This is a genomic window from Xanthomarina sp. F2636L (assembly GCF_026410195.1).
Taxonomy (GTDB): Bacteria; Bacteroidota; Bacteroidia; order Flavobacteriales; family Flavobacteriaceae; genus Xanthomarina.
The window spans coordinates 52,749-71,856 of record NZ_JAPMLM010000058.1 but is presented as its reverse complement, the minus strand read 5'-3'; the positions used below and the strand labels follow the sequence as shown (position 1 = coordinate 71,856).

Below are 19,108 nucleotides of genomic sequence, written 5' to 3'. Positions count from 1 at the left end.
TAAACCTGATTCCATTATGAACTCAAAATATCTCATCGCAGTTTTAAGTCTGCTAATATTTAACAGCTGTTCTAAAGACCCAAACACATACATTGAGCATCTTGAAGGCTATTGGGAAATTGAAGAAGTACAATTACCAGATGGCAGCAAAAAAAAATACACATATAATGATACTGTAGATTATATTGAGGTTTTAGATAGTATGGCTGGTTTTAGAATAAAGTTAAAACCCGGTTTCGATGGTACTTATGAAACTTCTAAAGACACAGAACAATTTACAATTAAAGTTGAAAACGATAGTTTAAACTTATATTATAAAACTCCATTCGACACTTGGAAAGAAACTGTTTTGTTAGCAACAAATGAGCAACTTAAAGTTATAAATAAAAATAAAGCTGTATTTTTATATAAGAAATTTACACCTATAGACATCACAAAATAAGAATTCAAAAACATGGCAAAAAGAAACAACGAACATATTAGCATTGCAGATGCTTTAAAAGAATTTGTTGAAACCAATAAGCTAGAATATGGTTTAGATGTCGTTAATGTACAAGACACCTGGAGAGACATGATGGGAAATGGTGTAAATAATTACACGACAGATATTCAATTAAAAAACGACACACTATACGTACAATTAAGCTCTAGTGTGCTAAGAGAAGAACTTAGTTATGGTAAGGAAAAAATTATTTCCATGTTAAATGAATCTCTTGGAAAAGACGTAATTAAGAAAATAGTCTTACGATAAGATATTTTTTTAATAAGCACATAATATTCTTGGCATAATGTTTGCCTTATATCTAGTAATTAATTTAATAAAAATTTATTATGAGTAAAGGAACAGTTAAGTTCTTCAACGATGCCAAAGGATTTGGATTCATCATAGAAGAAGGTTCAAACAAAGAGCATTTTGTACACATTTCAGGATTAATCGATGAAATTCGCGAGGGCGATGAAGTTGAATTCGAATTAACAGAAGGCAAAAAAGGATTAAACGCAATAAACGTAAAAGTTATCTAATATATATGCTTATCTTTTTAGAACAAAAAAACCCACAACATCAAGTTGTGGGTTTTTTATTTTATAGAAACTATATTATTGCTTGATAAGCTTTAATACTTGTGTTGCGTTTTTAGCATGTACATTCATAAAATAAATACCTGCATCAGCCTGCTTCATGTCTATAATTTGAAGATTTTGACTGTATGAAAGATCGATAGTTTTAATTAATCTTCCATTGATATCAAAAATTTCCGCTTTTACTAACTCAATATTATTTAAATTTTTAAGTGTAAACTCTCCATTTGAAGGATTTGGGTAAACTTTAATATCGTTTTGCAAATCTTCAAAATCTGTAACCGACAGAGTCATTTCGCAATTATAAACAGAAATATCATCTAAATACCAACCTTCTCTTCCGTTACAGCCATCTGTACCAAGTTCAAATCTAAATTGAATTGTAGAATTGGCCGTTACGCCTAAATCGGATAAATTAATATAACTTCTACCCCAACTCCCAGAAGTAGAACCTCCATCTGATCCTGTAAACGCAGGTTCTCCTTCCAATGGATTATCATTTCCTTCACTAACTCCGTTAATAAAACCATTATACGCATTTGCAGTAAAAGCAGCTGTTGGCAAAATTGCCCACGGACTTCCGTCTAAACTATATTTTATATTACCTCCATCCCAACTGTCTTCAGTAGAAATATAATGCATAAATGTCATTTCAAATTCTCCAGTTAATTGATCAGGAATAGTAATTAGTGGGCTTTCTAACCTAATAATCCCATTCTGTAAAGAGGTTGAACAATTTCCATTGATAGGATCTGCTCCAAAAATAGCTTGACCATCTCTCCCATTTGGCAAATCGACATCAATAATCCAATCTCTATCTTCCCAAGTTTCCGGATTCGTTGCAATTTGAGATAATGTCCAATCGTTTATTCCAGATTCCCAGTCTTCTAAAAATATTGGAGCATTTATAGCAGCATCACAAGGATCTGTTGTTGCTGCAAGAAGTGGAACAAATCCACAACCATTTTCTTCTCTTAATTCTATGGCGATTAAAGTGTTTATTAATTGCGTATAATCTGCAGCTGTGATTATTTCACCAGAAGGTCCTACTGGAGCTGCAGTACTTAAACCTTCTAAATTAATTCCTAATAAATCTGAACAAGAAGCGTCTAAAGCATCTGCTAAGGCATAAAAATCGCTAGTAGCAGTTAGATATTCGCTTTGAGCTCTCCAAAATATATGAGCCGCTTTTGTAAAACCAATACCCGTAATGGTTTGTCCATTATATATTCCGCCATCTACTAAAAGTGCATAGGTATGATTTGGAATTCCAGAATTAGAATGAACTCCTCCTCCATCTCCATCTCCACAATAATATTGGCTATCGGTTAATTTTCCAGGATCTCCATTACATGGTGGGCTCCACATATCTCTAATAGCTCCACCAAAAGCAGTAGCATCTTCACCCATTCTCCATCTATCTGAACTATAGCAAGCCGTTCTTAACGATTGATCATCGTCTGCGTCTTCATAGTTATTAAGTAAATCTATGGTTTCTCCCCAAATATCAGAGTATGCTTCGTTCATAGCTCCAGATTGGTAGGCATAAATTAAACCACTAGTATATTCTGTGTAAGCATGTCCCCATTCGTGTGCAATTACATCATCGGAAGCTGTTCCGTTACAATAATTTGCTGTAACTCCATTCCAATTAGCATTTGGACATGAGATATATGGGTTATTATTTATGGTTCTCATTTGGGCATCTGCACCATCATATGACACGTATCCAAAAGCATTATTGAAAAAATTATACATATGTTCTGATGCTGCAACTTCGTTTTGTTGCCAAATATTCAACGTTCCAGGAAATGCATCTCCTTCTTGCCAAACAATATTTGAGGTGTTATTTTCGTAAACAATTCTATCTAAAGCATGAGCCATTCCAGTAAATTGCTCTGTTATTTCACCAGAATGTGCATTTACATAAACATATTCTCTAACATCGGCATCGTTTCTAACCTCAACTTCATAAACCAAATAAGTAGCTCCAAAGGTATTATCAATCAACCCTTTTTGAAATAGATACATGTTGGTATCAAAAGCAAATAACGCAACTCCTGAGTTATTAACCTCTTGTTTATTTACAGTTTCTAATGCAATACTATTTGCTTCTGAAACACTAATTGAAGGTTCTGAATGAGTTTTTATACTTGGAATATAATTTCCATTAATAGCGGTCAACTTATTATTATCATCAAAATGAAAACGTAACTCACCATCAAAAACAGGCACATTATTTTTATGCTGTGTTAAAGTAATATGTTTAAACCCATAACTATCTATCTTAACTGTGCCAAACTTAAAAGTGTTATCTAAATTTTGATAAGGAAATAAATCTTTATTTAATTCTAAAAACGAAGCCACCTTAGATTGAATGGTAAGCCCCTCTAACTCTAAAGGATTGGTAGCCGGAAATTTAATAAATTCTGCTATGCCGTTTAAGTTTACAGAAATTTTAGCATTTGTTTTTGTTTCTAATTTCTTAATAGCTTCTTGCATGTTTTGAGAGAAAGCCACTGAGCTAATCATCACGAAACCAACCAAAAGCATGATTACTTTTTTCATTAGTCATTTTTTTGTGGAGCGAATTTAGAATAAAAAAAATAAAAAAAGCCTGAAAAATTTAATTTTCAGGCTTGATTATAAAATATTTAGGACTGCTTTAAATTAAAACATTTCTCTTCCAGAAAAATGAAAAGCACCTTCAATGGCAGCATTCTCATCACTATCACTTCCGTGAACAGCATTTTCTCCAATAGAAGCAGCATATAATTTTCTTATAGTACCTTCAGCAGCATCAGCAGGGTTTGTAGCACCAATTAAAGTTCTAAAATCTTCAACTGCATTTTCTTTTTCTAAAATAGCAGCTACAATAGGACCGCGAGTCATATATTCTACTAATTCTCCAAAGAAAGGTCTTTCGTTATGGATTGCATAAAATTCTTCAGCATCTGCTGTTGTCATTTGTGTTAATTTCATTGCTACGATTCTAAAACCTGAAGCATTAATTTTTTCTAAAATTGCGCCAATGTGTCCTTTTTCTACTGAATCAGGCTTAAGCATTGTAAATGTTCTGTTAGTTGCCATTTTATTTTTTTTTAATTTGGGTGCAAAAGTAATGCTTTTCCATAAAAAAACATCAAAATCGCATATTAAAAAATTGTATCTTCGTTCCCTATGAAAAAAGATGAGATTACAAAGATAAAACAGCTATTAAAAACACCTAAAAAAATAGTTATTGTTCCACATAAAAATCCAGATGGAGACGCTATTGGCTCTACTTTAGGCTTATATCATTTTCTTTTAAAACATAAACAACATGTAAAAATTATTGCTCCAAACGATTATCCAGATTTTTTAAAATGGATGCCAGGAGAATCAGAAATTTTAAAATATGACTCTCAAAAAGAAGAAAGCGATGTCTTAATTTCTCAAGCTGACGTTATTTTTACTTTAGATTTTAATGCCTTGAACAGAACTGGAGACATGGAAGAAGCTTTAAGCACCAGTGATGCTTTAAAAATCATGATAGACCATCATCAACAACCAGACAGTTATGCAACTTATATGTATTCGGATGTTAGTATGAGTTCCACCTGCGAAATGGTTTATAATTTTATATCAATGCTAGGAGACAAAAACCTCATAGATGCAGATATTTCAAGTTGTTTATACGCTGGGATTTTAACAGATACTGGCTCTTTTAGATTTCCTTCCACTACAAGCAAAACACATCAAGTAGCTGGAGACTTGATTGATAATGGTGCCAATCATTCAGAAATTTACAACCAAATTTTCGATAATAGCAGTTACGAGCGTATGCAACTCTTGGGTAGAGCTTTAAGCAATTTAAAAGTTTTACCAGAGTACAGAACGGCATATATTACATTATCTCAAAACGAATTGAATGAATTTAATTTTAAAAAAGGAGATACGGAAGGCTTTGTAAATTATGCACTTTCTTTAAACAACATTATTTTTGCTGCTATTTTTATTGAAGATTCGCAAAATAACATTATTAAAATATCGTTACGCTCTAAAGGAGATTTTTCTGTAAACGATTTTTCCAGAGCTCATTTTGAAGGTGGAGGACACACTAATGCTGCAGGTGGCAAAAGCGAATTAAATTTAATTTCAACCGTTGAAAATTTTATTAGTATATTACCAAGCTATAAAAATGCCCTAAATAATGAGTAAAATTCTTACCATATTAATATGTACTCTACTTCTAGTAGCTTGTAAATCGCCCGAAGCAAGAAGACCAGTATCTTCAAAGTCCGGTTCTTTTATAGATGCTTCTGTTGAAAGAAATATTAAATTAAACGAAAGAGAGCAAGCTTATATTAAAAAAATCATGTCAGAAAACCCTGAAGAAAACTATATCGCTTCAGAAAATGGTTTTTGGTATTATTATAATGTAAAACAGGCAGACAGCTTGATTTCTCCAGAATTCGGAGACATTGTAAACTTTAATTATAACGTTAAAACCTTAACAGACGAACTTATTTATTCCAAAGAAGACATAAAAAACCAAACCTATGTTATGGATAAACAAGAATTATTTTCTGGATTAAGAGAAGGATTAAAACTCATGAAATCTGGAGAAACAGTAACCTTTATGTTTCCTTCACAAAAAGCTTTTGGATATTATGGAGACGAGAATAGAATTGGTCTTAATGTGCCATTAAAATGCGAGGTTTCTGTAAATTCTATCATTGATAAATAACCCCAATTATAATTTCAAAAAAACACTATTTTTAAAACCGAAAATTTATTAACAAATGAACATTTTAAAACATACTATGAAAATTTTAATTCTTGCGCTTCTAGTAAGTGTCACATCTTGCGAACAGCAAAAATATCCTGATTTAGAAGACGGACTTTACGCCGAATTTGTTACCAACAAAGGCATCATGGTCGCTAAACTACATTATAAGGAAGTTCCTGTTACTGTAGCTAATTTTGTAGCTTTGGTTGAAGGTACGCATCCTAACCTTTCAGATTCATTAAAAGGTAAAAGATATTATGATGGAACAACTTTCCACAGAGTTATTGATAAATTTATGATCCAAGGAGGAGATCCAACAGGAACAGGTTCTGGTAATCCAGGTTACAAGTTTTTAGACGAATTCCATCCTGATTTAAAACATGATAAGCCAGGAATTTTATCTATGGCAAACTCTGGTCCTGCAACCAATGGAAGTCAGTTTTTTATAACAGAAGTTCCTACCCCTAATTTAGATAACAGACATGCTGTTTTTGGTGAATTAGTACTTGGTTTAGACGTACAAGACAGCATTTCTAATGTGGCTGTAAACCCACAAGGAAATAAACCAAATGAGCCGGTAATTGTTGAATCTATCAATATTATTAAAAAAGGTAAAGATGCTGAAGCTTTTGATGCTGCTAAAGCCTACATTGAAGAATTACCTAAAGTTGAAGAAAGACAAAAACAATTAAAAGAAGAAGAAGCTCAAAAAATTAAGGAAAGTGCTAAAGTAGCTTCTGAAACTTTCTTAACTAAAAACGCCGATTTAGGTGGTACAGTTAAAAATTTAGACACAGGTGTGGTCATGCTATTTACTAAACAAGATGAGGCTGCAGTTAAACCAAATTCTTCTCAAAAAGTATTGGTGAATTATGCTGGTTATTTTGAAGATGGACGCTTATTTGACACCTCTTGGGCTGAAGTTGCTAAAGAGCACAACCAGTATAACGAACAAAGAGACACTCAAGGTGGTTACAAACCATTCCCTATGATTTATAATGAAACGGCAAGCTTAGTTCCTGGTTTTAGAGAAGCCATGCTTAACATGAATGTTGGAGATAAAGCCCGCGTATTTATTCCAAGTTATTTAGGTTATGGAGCAAATGGCATGGGTCCAATTCCTCCAAACAGCAATCTAGTTTTCGATTTAGAAATCATGGGAATAGCAGAATAAAACTCTGTTCCCTTATAGTATATAGAGTAAAAAAGCAGCTCAATGGAGCTGCTTTTTCTTTTTTTAATTCTAATTAAATTTCAATTTACTTCTTAGGAATCTGCTTTAAAATTTCTAAAACAAATTTCCAGTATTTTTGAGCTGAAGATATTTGAGCTCTTTCATCTGGAGAGTGTGCCCCTTTAATGTTTGGACCAAAGCTTATCATATCCATATCTGGATAATTCTGACCTAAAATTCCACATTCTAATCCAGCATGACAAGCAGCAACATGTGCTTTCTCTCCATTCATCTTTTGGTACAAGTTATCTAATACTTTTAAAATAGCCGAATCCATATTTGGCTCCCAACCCGGATAATCTCCAGAGAATTCTACCTCGCAACCAGTCAATTCAAAAGTTGCGCGTAGCATATTAGCCAAATCCCATTTGGCACTTTCAACCGAAGAACGTGTAAGACATGCTATTTCTATCTGTCCATCTTTTACAATCACTCTAGCAACATTATTAGATGTTTCAACCAAATCCGGAATATCTGCACTCATTCTATACACCCCATTTAATGCGGCATATAACGCTCTTGTTAAACCTTCCTGAACCCCTAAATCCATAATCTTTTTAGGAGTTTCAGTTTTAGAAACTTCAATCTCTAAATCTGGTTCCATAGTTTTCAGTTCTGTCTTAATCTCCTTGACATAATCTGCCATTTCAGTTACAAAAGCCTCTTCATGAATAGCATCAATAGCAACAATAGCTTTACTTTCTCTAGGAATAGCATTTCTTAAGCTTCCTCCATCGATTTCAGAAATACGCAAGCCAAAATTTTCAAAACCATCAAATAATAAACGGTTCATTAGTTTATTAGCATTTCCTAATCCTTCATGAATTTGCATTCCAGAATGTCCACCTTGCAAGCCTCTTACTACAATAGAAAATCCGGTTTTAAATTCAGGTGTCTCTTCTTCGTTATATGTTCTAGTTGCAGTTACATCGACACCTCCGGCACATCCCACACCAATCTCATCATCTTCTTCTGTATCTAAGTTTAAAAGAATTTCACCTTCAAGCAAACCTCCTTTTAATCCCATAGCTCCCGTCATACCCGTTTCTTCATCTATGGTAAATAAAGCTTCAATAGCCGGATGAGGAATATCTGTACTTTCTAAAATAGCCATAATTGTAGCAACACCTAAGCCATTATCGGCACCTAAAGTTGTTCCTTTTGCACGAACCCAATCGCCGTCCACAAACATTTCGATGCCTTGAGTAGCAAAATCGAAATTAGTATCTGCATTTTTTTGATGAACCATATCTAAATGCGATTGCATAACAATTGTTACACGATCTTCCATGCCAGAAGTTGCAGGTTTTTTTATAATGACATTACCAACTTCATCTTCGATAGTTTCGAGATTTAACTTTTTACCGAAATCTTTCATAAAAGCAATAACCTGTTCTTCTTTTTTTGAAGCTCTTGGCACTGCATTTAAATCGGCGAATTTGTTCCAAAGTACTTTTGGCTCTAGGTTTCTTATTTCTGAATTCATATCTGTATTTTTAAGTTTTACAAAGGTACTTATATCTTATAGAGTATTAAAACATTTGTCTATTTTTGAAAGATGCTTAAAAACCCAAAACCATATATAGCTTTTTCCATAATTCCATTATTTTTAATAGTGAAATTATTAAAGCAGTTTCCAGGAGTTGTAGAAACCTATTACAGCTTGGGAATTTACCCTATTATTTCTAGCTTTTTTCGTTTTACTCTAGGTTGGATACCTTTCTCGTTTGGAGATCTAGTTTATGGTTTTGCCATAATCTATATAATAAGATGGCTTATTTTAAATAGAAGACGTGTAATAAAAGACACCAAATATTGGTTGATTGATGTGTTTGCTGCTGTTTCAATTATATACTTTGCCTTTCACTTATTTTGGGCCATGAATTATCACAGAATGCCTTTACATAAAAACTTAAATTTAGAAGCTGATTACTCCAACGAGCAACTTATTTCTGTGACTAAAAAATTAATAGAAAAGTCGAACGCGCTTCATTTAAAACTAGTTAAAAACGATACCCTAAAAATAGATTTACCATATAGTAAGAATGAGATTATTTCTTTAATTCCTAAAGGATATAAAGCTTTAGAAGAAGAGTTCCCTCATTTAGAATACCATCCAAAAAGTATTAAAAAATCATTATTTAGTTTACCATTAACTTATATGGGTTTTAGTGGGTATTTAAATCCTTTAACCAACGAAGCACAAATTAATGGGCTTATTGTTTCTTATAGATTTCCAGTAGTTGGCTCTCATGAGGTGGCTCATCAATTAGGTTATGCTAAAGAGAACGAGGCTAATTTTATTGGGGGTTTAGCAGCTATTAATCATCCAGATGTTTATTTTAATTATAGTGGTTATACATTCTTATTAAAACATTGTTTATTGGAGATCTACAAACGTGACACCAATTTATATTTTGAAACCTTAAAAACCTTAAATAAAGGTGTTTTAAAAAACTATCAGGAAGTTCAAGATTTTTGGGACAGGTATCAAAATCCTGCCGAACCTTTATTTAAAAGCACATACAACAGTTATTTAATAGCCAATAATCAAAAAGACGGTATGAAAAGTTATAGCTATGTGGTGGCTCTAATTGTGAATTATTTTGAAACGAATCACGTTAAATAATTCTTAAATTTAAATTTCTCGATCAATATTTTCTATTTTTAGAAACTTACCAAATATTCAATCCTAAATGATAAAAAAGTTTTACATTCTTATACTGTTACTGGGCTATATTAGTACTAGTGCACAAGAGTATTTTCCGAAAAATGATGGTGTACACACCACGAACACTAATTACACAGCTATTACCAATGCTAAAATTTATATAACTCCTAATCAGGTTATCGAAAATGCTACATTGTTAATTAAAGATGGCAAAGTTGTTTCAACAGGAATTTCAGTTTCAATTCCTAAAAACGCCGTCATTATAGACGCTTCTAACAAAACCATTTATCCGTCGTTTATAGATATTTATTCAAACTTCGGATTAGAAAAACCTCAGACAGCAGCAAAATCTAATAGTCCGCAATACGATTCAAATCGTGAAGGTTTTTATTGGAACGACCATATCCGTTCGGAACAAAATGCTATAGAACATTTTAAATACAACCAAAAAGAAGCAAATAATTTACGTAAAGCAGGCTTTGGTGTTATCAACACTCATATTCCAGATGGCATTATTAGAGGAACCGGTACTTTAATAGCTTTAACACCTAATAGCGGTGATGCTTCCAGGATATTAGATAATCGCTCTGCTCAATATTATTCAACAAAAAAAAGTTTACAATCCAGACAGTCTTATCCTACGTCTTTAATGGGAACCATGGCTTTAATACGTCAAGTACATTACGATGCAGAGTGGTATGCAAATGGTCATTCTAAAGTAACGGATAGAACCCTTGAAGCTTATAATACAAATAAATCTTTAGTTCAGATAATAGATGCCGGAAGTAAAGTCAATGCTTTACGCTTTGATAAAGTTGGAGACGAAATTAATACGCAGTTTGTAATTGTTGGTGGAGGTGATGAATACGAACGTATCGATGCCATTAAAGAAACACAAGCTACATTTATTATTCCAATAGATTTTCCTGCAGCTTTTGATATGGAAGATCCGTTTATTGCGGAAGCAGCTAATTTATCAGATTTACGAGAATGGAACCAAAAGCCTTCAAATCCTAAAATATTGGCAGAGAACAACATCAAGTTTACTCTTACTTTAAAAGGATTAAAGGAGCCTAAAGAGTTTATGCCAAATCTTTTAAAAGCTATTGAACGCGGTTTAGATAAAACCATGGCCTTAGAAGCTCTTACAACTGTTCCTGCAGAAATATTAGGGAAGCAAAACCAAATTGGATCTTTAAAGGATGGGGCGTACGCTAATTTTTTAATTACTTCTGGAGATATTTTTGAAAAAGATGTCACGCTTTATGAAAACTGGGTAAAAGGTGAGAAATATGAAATCACCTCTATGACAACCAAAGATATTCGTGGAGATTATAGCATTTCACTTGCCGGAAACACATACGATTTAAATGTTTCTGGGAAAATGGAAAAATTAAAATCGACCGTAAAAGCCAATGAGAAAACCTTAGGTTCAAAAATTTCTTTTCAAGACAATTGGCTAAATCTTACATTCTCTAATATTGATACCACGAAACAAAATTATGTCAGGTTAACATCAAAAATTTCAAATATCAATTCTATAAAGGGAAAGGCATTTTTACCCAATGGAAATGAAACCACATTCTACGCAAAGAAAATAGAAAAGATAGATTCAATCTCTAAAGACAAAAAAGAAACCAAGAAAGATGCACCGGATTTCTTTCCTGTTAACTATCCAAACGAAGCGTATGGTTTTAAAACAATGCCTAAACAAGAAACCATTTTATTTAAAAATGCTACCGTTTGGACTAATGAACAAGAAGGAATCTTAAATGAGACCGATGTTTTAATTAAAAACGGGGAAATTGCAAAAATAGGAAACAATTTAAACGAAAATAATGCCATAGTAGTAGATGCCACAGGTAAGCATTTAACATCTGGAATAATTGATGAACATTCGCATATTGCAACCTCAGCAGTCAATGAGGCAGGACAGAATGCGTCTTCAGAAGTCACAATCGAGGACGTTATAGACGCTGAAGATGTAAGTATTTATCGCAACCTTGCTGGTGGTGTTACGTCTATTCAAATACTTCATGGTTCAGCTAATCCCATTGGTGGTCGCTCGGCAGTTATAAAATTAAAATGGGGAGAAACAGCAAATAACTTAATCTATACAGACAGTCCAAAATTCATCAAGTTTGCTCTTGGAGAAAATGTCAAACAATCCAATTGGGGCCGCCATGCTAATATACGTTTTCCTCAAACAAGAATGGGTGTGGAACAAGTTTACATCGATTATTTTACAAGAGCTAAAGAATACGAAACACTTAAAAAAAGTGGAAAACCTTATCGAAAAGACCTGGAGCTAGAAACACTTGTCGAAATATTAAATGAAGAACGCTTTATTAGTTGCCACTCTTACGTACAAAGTGAAATAAATATGCTGATGAAGGTTGCTGATCAATTTGATTTTAATATAAACACCTTTACACATATTTTGGAAGGATATAAACTTGCCGACAAAATGAAAGAACACGGTGTTGGCGGCTCTACTTTTAGCGATTGGTGGGCTTACAAATACGAAGTTAACGATGCCATCCCATATAATGCTGCAATTATGCACAATGCTGGGGTTACAGTTGCTATTAATAGTGATGATCCAGAAATGTCTAGAAGATTAAATCAAGAAGCTGCAAAATCTGTTAAATACGGAGACGTTAGCGAAGAAGATGCCTGGAAGTTTGTAACTCTTAATCCTGCAAAACTACTACATATTGACGACAGAGTTGGAAGTATTAAAGTTGGAAAAGATGCTGATGTGGTATTATGGAGCCATAATCCATTATCTATTTATGCCAAGGCTGAGAAAACTTTGATTGATGGTATCACCTACTTTGATATAGAAAGAGATAAACAATTAAGACGTGAGATGAAACAAGAAAAAAACGAACTCACTAATATGATGCTTCAGGCAAAAAATAAAGGACTAAAAACAGTTCCTGTAAAGAAAAAAGAAAAACAAACATTTCACTGTGATACTGTTGAAGGACACATACATTAAAATTTAAAAAGATGAAAAAATCATTTATATACATTTTAACTGCTTTTTTATTGTGTACTACAATAATTTCAGCGCAACAAACTCCAGCACCTAAACAAGTACAAGATATTTGTATTATTGGCGCAACCGCTCATATTGGTAACGGACAAGTAATAAACAACAGTATTATTGTTTTAAAAGACGGAAAAATCGAGCTCGTAGCCGATGCGACTACTTCTAAAATAGACATGTCCAATATGGAAGTTATAAACGCAGATGGCCAACATGTTTATCCGGGATTTATTGTACCAAACTCCACACTTGGTTTAGGTGAAATTGATTCTGTCCGTGCTACACAAGATAATGATGAAGTGGGAAGTATGAATCCTCATATTAGAAGTTTAATTGCCTATAATACTGAATCTAAAGTTGTGGAATCCATGAGACCAAACGGCGTATTAATTGGACAAATAACTCCTCAAGGTGGACGCATTGCAGGAACATCAACCATTGTACAATTTGATGCGTGGAACTGGGAAGATGCTGTAATTAAAACCGATGATGGGATTCATCTAAATTGGCCAAATCCATATAGTAGAGGTAAATGGTGGCTAGGCGAACCTTCGCATTTAAAACCAAACGAAAATTATGCAAAACAAATTGATGAACTTACTGATTATTTGGAACAAGGCAAAGCATATTTAAAAGGAGAGAAACAAAAAAAACACTTGCCTTTTGAAGCTTTACAAGGTATTTTTAAGGGTTCTAAAAAGTTATATATTCATGTAGATAATGCCAAAGGGATTACAGATGCAGTTCAGTTTGCAAAGAAAAACAACATAGAAGACATGGTTATTGTTGGTGGTTATGAAGCTTACAAAGTAACAGACATTTTAAAACAGAACAATATTCCTGTAATACTTAAACGTGTTCACTCTAGACCAACAAGTGATGATGAAGATTACGACTTACCTTTTAAGATGGCAAAAATCCTTGTAGATAATGATATTTTAGTAGCCTTAGAAGTTAATGGAGGACGCATGGAACGTATGAATTCCAGAAACCTTCCATTTTATGCTGGAACTTGTGCTGCTTATGGATTGGATAAAGAGGAAGCTTTAAAACTCATTACTAGTAATACAGCAAAAATTCTAGGTATTGATGACATTTGTGGCACTTTAGAATCAGGTAAAGATGCCACACTTTTTATTAGCGAAGGAGACGCCTTAGATATGCGAACAAACAAAATAAGCAAAGCTTTTATTCAAGGTAGAGACATTAGTTTGGAAACCCACCAAACCGAACTCTATGAACGTTATTCGAAAAAATATAAGAATCAGTAAATAGATAAAGCTTCAGAATTATTCTGGAGCTTTTTAATTTAGATATTCTATTTTTGCATCATGAATAAAGTTATAGCAAGCACCCAAAATCCTTATTTAAAATCACTGTTAAAATTAAAGGAAAAATCAAGAGAGCGAAAAGCCTCTGGTTTATTTTTAATTGAAGGAATTCGGGAAATTAGTTTAGCAATAAAAGGAAATTATTTTATTGATACCCTTTTATTTTACCCTGAATTATTATCAGAAACTCAAACAAAGGAGTTGACTAATTCCCAAACTAATATCATAGAAATATCTAAAGACGTCTATCAAAAACTAGCTCATAGAGAAACAACAGAAGGTGTTATTGCAGTAACTAAAACCAAAGAATTTGTATTAAAAAACCTGGAATTTAAAACTAAAAACCCCTTAATTTTAGTTGCCGAAGCTCCTGAAAAACCAGGAAATATTGGAGCCTTATTACGTACTGCAGATGCTGCAAATGTAGATGCTGTTATAATTGCTAATCCAAAAACCGATTTATATAACCCGAACATTATTCGTTCTAGCGTAGGTTGTGTGTTTACAAATCAAATTGCAACCGGAAGTACCAAAGAAATTATTCAGTTTTTAAAAGAAAACAACTTTTTTATCTATTGTGCTGCCTTACAAGCAAGTAAGGATTATCATACCCAAGATTACACCAAAGCAACAGCTCTGGTTGTTGGCACTGAAGCGACAGGACTTAGTGATGAATGGTTAAATAATTCTACACAAAATATCATTATTCCTATGCAAGGTGAAATAGATTCTATGAATGTCTCTGTTGCAGCTGGAATTCTTATTTTTGAAGCCAAAAGACAAAGAAATTTTCTTTAAAAATTTTATATTAAACTAATATCAAAAACATTGAGATTTTAAATCTTAAATTTAAAACATTGAACTTATTCTTTCATGACGGCCACTACCCTATTCTATATCATTATTGCTATAATCATTATCAATTTTATTATTGATAAAATCCTTGATGCTTTAAATGCAAAACATTTTAATGATGAAGTTCCGCAAGAGCTTCAAGATGTTTATGATGACACGGATTACAAAAAATCTCAAGCCTACAAAAAAACAAATTATAAATTTGGATTACTTACGTCTAGCTTTTCAATTATTTTAACTCTTGTTTTTTTAATTTTTGACGGTTTTGAATTTGTTGACAATATTGCCAGAAACTATTCAGAAAACCCTATTATTATTGCATTAATTTTCTTTGGAATTATTATGATTGGTAGCGATATTCTTTCAACACCATTCTCCTACTATAAAACCTTTGTTATTGAGGAAAAATTTGGGTTTAATAAAACCACAAAAAAGACTTTTATATTAGACAAAATAAAAGGCTGGCTCATGTTGGCTGTAGTAGGCGGTGGTCTTTTGGCACTTATTATCTGGTTTTATCAGTTTTCTGGAGATGATTTCTGGTTGTACGCCTGGGCATTAGTTACAGCTTTCACAATAGTTATGAACATGTTTTACGCCAAATTAATTGTGCCTTTATTCAACAAACAAACACCCTTAGAAGAAGGAGAATTACGCAATAAGATTTCTAATTATGCTAAGACTGTCGGTTTTAAATTAGATAAAATATTTGTAATCGATGGGTCTAAACGAAGCACCAAAGCCAATGCTTATTTTTCTGGATTTGGAAGTGAAAAACGTGTCACACTTTACGATACCCTGATTAACGATTTAGAAGATGAAGAAATAGTAGCAGTTCTTGCTCACGAAGTTGGCCACTATAAGAAAAAGCACATCATATTTAATCTATTTGCTTCCGTTTTACTTACGGGATTAACACTTTATATCTTGTCAATTTTTATATCAAACCCTCTGCTTTCAAATGCTTTGGGTGTAAACATTGCAAGTTTTCATATAGGCTTAATTGCCTTTGGATTACTTTATGCGCCTATATCCGAAGTAACCAGTCTAATTATGAATTGGTTTTCTAGAGCCTTCGAATATCAGGCGGATAATTATGCCAAAACCACGTATAAAGCAGAACCTTTAATTACATCTCTTAAAAAGTTATCAAAAAATAGTTTGAGCAATTTAACACCGCATAAGGCATATGTATTTATGCACTATTCACATCCAACCTTATTAGAAAGAATCAAAAATTTAAAATTATAAGTCTTCCAATATTTTAATAAAATATTTCCTGTTTTAAACATCATAAAGTCGCGAAACATCTTATATTTATATAAAAATACACCCATTTTAAAACGTCGTGGCATCACTTATTTTAAGTAGAAAAGTGTTGTAAATTTGTTTCGTTTATACTATTTTTAAATTTATGACAGAACTAGAGCTAGAAAAAGAAAATGTTGCTATCGCCAAGGCTTATAAGGAATTACTTCGCGTAAGTTATAGAACGCTTACAAACGACGATAAAAAACTTATTAGAAAGGCCTTCGATGTGGCTGTAGATGCACATAAGGAACAACGAAGAAAATCTGGGGAAGCATATATTTTCCATCCCATTGCTGTGGCCAAAATTGTAGCTCAAGAAATTGGTATGGACGCCACTTCTATTGCTGCTGCTTTGCTTCATGACGTAGTTGAAGACAACGAAAATTATTCCATTGCAGATATCGAGCAATTATTTGGTGAAACTGTTGCTAAAATTGTAGATGGTTTAACCAAGATTTCATCTTTAGATACAGAAATGGATGTGTCTCTTCAAGCTGAAAATTTTAGACGTATGCTCTTAACCCTTAACGATGATGTGAGGGTAATTATCATAAAAATTGCAGACAGACTTCACAACATGCAGACCATGGAATCCATGCGTTCTGATAAGCAAATTAAAATTGCTTCCGAAACTCTTTATATCTATGCACCACTAGCACATAGAATCGGACTTTATAATATTAAAACCGAGCTGGAAGATTTAGGCTTAAAATATACTGAACCAGAAGTATATCACGATATTTTAACCAAAATAAAAGATAGCAAAGAAGAGCAAGATGCTTATATCAATGAGTTTACTGGAGTTATAAAAACAACTTTAGATAAAGAAAAATTAGAATATGAAATTAAAGGCAGACCTAAATCCATTTTCTCTATTCGCAGAAAAATGCAGAATCAAGGTGTGTCTTTCGATGAAGTTTACGACAAGTTTGCCGTAAGAATCATTTATAAAAGTGAGCCTGATAATGAAAAATTTCTTGCCTGGAAAATTTATTCAATTGTAACAGATCATTTTAGACCTAATCCTACAAGGCTTAGAGATTGGATTTCCTCACCTAAATCTACTGGATATGAAGCGTTGCACATTACGGTAGTTGGCCCAAAAGGCCGTTGGGTAGAAGTTCAAATTAGAAGCGAACGCATGAACGAAGTAGCCGAAAAAGGGTTTGCTGCACATTATAAATACAAAGAAGGAAGCGAAAAAGATGACAGTCTAGATGTTTGGATTTCTAGATTACAAGAAGCTTTGGAAAATCATGAAACTAATGCTGTAGATTTTGTAGAGCAATTTAAACTTAATTTATACTCTAAAGAAATATTTGTTTTTACGCCAAAAGGAGAGTTGAAATCCTTACCTAAAGGCGCTACACCTTTAGACTTTTCTTTTAGTATTCATACCGAAGTAGGTATGAAAACCCGTGGCGCTAAAGTAAATGGAAAATTAGTACCTCTTAGTCATGTCTTGAAAAGTGGAGATCGCGTTGATATTTTAACATCTGAAACAGCAAAACCTAATTCCAACTGGTTAGATTATGCTACTACAGCAAAAGCAAGAAGTAAAATAAAATCTGCTTTAAAAGAAGATAAAAAAATAATTGCAGAAGACGGGAAAGAAATTCTTCGCAGAAAATTAAAACAGTTAAAGATTGTTTTAAATGAAAAGTCCGTTAACGAATTAGTAAGTTATTTTAAATTAAAAACAAGTTTAGATTTATTTTACAGAATAGGTATTGGAACTATAGATAACACCATGCTTAAAGAGTTTGCTTCATCTAGAAGCAATGCTTTTATGAGCTATATTAAAAATAAAATCTCTAGAAAACCTACTCTTACAAAAGAAGAACTAGATAAGGATGAAATAACTTCCAAATATGATCTGTTGGTTTTTGGGAAGGAGGAAGAAAAATTAGATTACAAATTTGCCAATTGTTGTAACCCTATTCCTGGCGACCCAGTTTTCGGGTTTCTAACTATCAATGATGGTCTAAAAATTCATAAAAAAAACTGTCCAAATGCTGTGAGCTTACAATCAAATTATGCTTACAGAATCATGACTGCTAAATGGATTGATTCTTCTCAACAAGAATTTGCAACACAAATTATTCTATCAGGAATCGATAATTTAGGACTAGTAAATGATATTACCAAAGTAATATCCTCCAACATGCATGTAAACATGAAAAGCTTAAGTTTTCAAAGTGACGACGGCATATTTTCAGGAAAAATTAATGTGGTTGTAAAAAACAGCACCTTGCTTAAAAAGCTTATGGATAACCTGAAAAAAATTAATGGTATCGATAAAGTCTCTAGAGTTTAAAATTTAATGTAAATTTGCAATTGAATTATGAGTTTAAAAACAGATATAAAAAATCAGGAAATTGTAAAAAACGTATTTACAACCTTTTTAGAACAAAAAAGTCATCGTAAAACACCAGAGCGTTACGCCATTTTACAAGAAATTTATAATAGCGAAGAACATTTCGATATTGAGTCTTTATACCTTAGTATGAAAAACAAAAAGTATCGTGTATCTCGTGCTACGCTTTATAATACCATAGAATTACTATTGGAATGTGGTTTGGTTAGAAAACACCAATTTGGTAAAAATCAAGCGCATTACGAAAAATCATATTTCGATAAACAACACGATCATGTAATTTTAACAGATACAGGTGAAGTTATCGAGTTTTGCGATCCAAGAATCCAAAGCATTAAAAAAACAATCGAAGAAGTTTTTGATATAGAAATCACAAACCATTCACTCTACTTTTACGGCAACAAAAAAACAACCAAATAACTT

At 32.8% G+C, this 19,108-nt stretch carries 16 protein-coding genes; 13 read left to right on the top strand and 3 right to left on the bottom strand.

Annotated features, from left to right (window positions below):
- Positions 1-16 precede the first annotated feature (16 nt).
- The 3 genes from OS191_RS04075 to OS191_RS04065 all read left to right on the top strand — a co-directional run bounded on the left by OS191_RS04075 (position 17) and on the right by OS191_RS04065 (position 1,023).
- Positions 17-442 (top strand): hypothetical protein, encoded by a 426-nt coding sequence (locus tag OS191_RS04075; protein WP_267154442.1) that lies wholly within the window; start codon positions 17-19, stop codon positions 440-442.
- A 12-nt stretch (positions 443-454) separates the two neighbouring features.
- Complete coding sequence (locus OS191_RS04070; RefSeq protein WP_267154441.1) at positions 455-751, top strand: DciA family protein; 297 nt, start codon at positions 455-457, stop codon at positions 749-751.
- A gap of 80 nt (positions 752-831) precedes the next feature.
- Positions 832-1,023, top strand: a complete 192-nt coding sequence (locus OS191_RS04065; RefSeq protein ID WP_267154440.1) for a cold-shock protein — start codon at positions 832-834, stop codon at positions 1,021-1,023.
- Positions 1,024-1,098: 75 nt separating this feature from the next.
- On the opposite strand, the gene OS191_RS04060 is transcribed toward OS191_RS04065, so the two are convergent.
- Both OS191_RS04060 and OS191_RS04055 read right to left on the bottom strand, forming a co-directional pair.
- On the bottom strand, positions 1,099-3,648 hold the full coding sequence (locus tag OS191_RS04060) for a M4 family metallopeptidase (protein ID WP_267154439.1): 2,550 nt from the start codon (positions 3,646-3,648) through the stop codon (positions 1,099-1,101).
- 102 nt (positions 3,649-3,750) lie between these two features.
- Positions 3,751-4,170, bottom strand: a complete 420-nt coding sequence (locus OS191_RS04055; protein WP_267154438.1) for a nucleoside-diphosphate kinase — start codon at positions 4,168-4,170, stop codon at positions 3,751-3,753.
- A 90-nt stretch (positions 4,171-4,260) separates the two neighbouring features.
- Here OS191_RS04055 and OS191_RS04050 point away from each other — a divergent pair, with 90 nt between their 5' ends.
- The 3 genes from OS191_RS04050 to OS191_RS04040 all read left to right on the top strand — a co-directional run bounded on the left by OS191_RS04050 (position 4,261) and on the right by OS191_RS04040 (position 7,025).
- Positions 4,261-5,280 carry a DHH family phosphoesterase gene (locus OS191_RS04050; protein WP_267154437.1) on the top strand — a complete coding sequence of 340 codons (1,020 nt, stop codon included), beginning with the start codon at positions 4,261-4,263 and terminating at the stop codon, positions 5,278-5,280.
- Positions 5,273-5,809, top strand: coding sequence for a gliding motility-associated peptidyl-prolyl isomerase GldI (gene gldI / locus OS191_RS04045; protein ID WP_267154436.1), 537 nt, complete (start codon positions 5,273-5,275; stop codon positions 5,807-5,809). Before OS191_RS04050 ends, gldI begins: the two co-directional genes overlap by 8 nt.
- A 76-nt stretch (positions 5,810-5,885) precedes the next feature.
- Positions 5,886-7,025, top strand: a complete 1,140-nt coding sequence (locus OS191_RS04040; RefSeq protein WP_267154435.1) for a peptidylprolyl isomerase — start codon at positions 5,886-5,888, stop codon at positions 7,023-7,025.
- 85 nt (positions 7,026-7,110) lie between these two features.
- Here the strand turns inward: OS191_RS04040 and OS191_RS04035 are convergent, their stop codons facing one another.
- Entirely contained in the window at positions 7,111-8,571 is a 1,461-nt protein-coding gene (locus tag OS191_RS04035; RefSeq protein ID WP_267154434.1) for an aminoacyl-histidine dipeptidase, read from the bottom strand.
- 72 nt (positions 8,572-8,643) lie between these two features.
- Here OS191_RS04035 and OS191_RS04030 point away from each other — a divergent pair, with 72 nt between their 5' ends.
- The 7 genes from OS191_RS04030 to OS191_RS04000 all read left to right on the top strand — a co-directional run bounded on the left by OS191_RS04030 (position 8,644) and on the right by OS191_RS04000 (position 19,105).
- Positions 8,644-9,714: a DUF3810 domain-containing protein gene (locus tag OS191_RS04030; protein ID WP_267154433.1), complete on the top strand. Its 1,071-nt coding sequence runs from the start codon at positions 8,644-8,646 to the stop codon at positions 9,712-9,714.
- A 67-nt stretch (positions 9,715-9,781) separates the two neighbouring features.
- Positions 9,782-12,760, top strand: a complete 2,979-nt coding sequence (locus OS191_RS04025; protein WP_267154432.1) for an amidohydrolase family protein — start codon at positions 9,782-9,784, stop codon at positions 12,758-12,760.
- 11 nt (positions 12,761-12,771) lie between these two features.
- Positions 12,772-14,082 (top strand): amidohydrolase family protein, encoded by a 1,311-nt coding sequence (locus tag OS191_RS04020; protein ID WP_267154431.1) that lies wholly within the window; start codon positions 12,772-12,774, stop codon positions 14,080-14,082.
- A gap of 60 nt (positions 14,083-14,142) precedes the next feature.
- On the top strand, positions 14,143-14,940 hold the full coding sequence (locus OS191_RS04015; protein WP_267154430.1) for a TrmH family RNA methyltransferase: 798 nt from the start codon (positions 14,143-14,145) through the stop codon (positions 14,938-14,940).
- Positions 14,941-15,015: 75 nt separating this feature from the next.
- Entirely contained in the window at positions 15,016-16,248 is a 1,233-nt protein-coding gene (locus OS191_RS04010) for a M48 family metallopeptidase (RefSeq protein ID WP_267154429.1), read from the top strand.
- A 163-nt stretch (positions 16,249-16,411) separates the two neighbouring features.
- Positions 16,412-18,625, top strand: a complete 2,214-nt coding sequence (locus OS191_RS04005) for a RelA/SpoT family protein (protein WP_267154428.1) — start codon at positions 16,412-16,414, stop codon at positions 18,623-18,625.
- 27 nt (positions 18,626-18,652) lie between these two features.
- Positions 18,653-19,105 (top strand): Fur family transcriptional regulator, encoded by a 453-nt coding sequence (locus tag OS191_RS04000; protein WP_267154427.1) that lies wholly within the window; start codon positions 18,653-18,655, stop codon positions 19,103-19,105.
- The last annotated feature ends 3 nt before the right edge of the window (positions 19,106-19,108 follow it).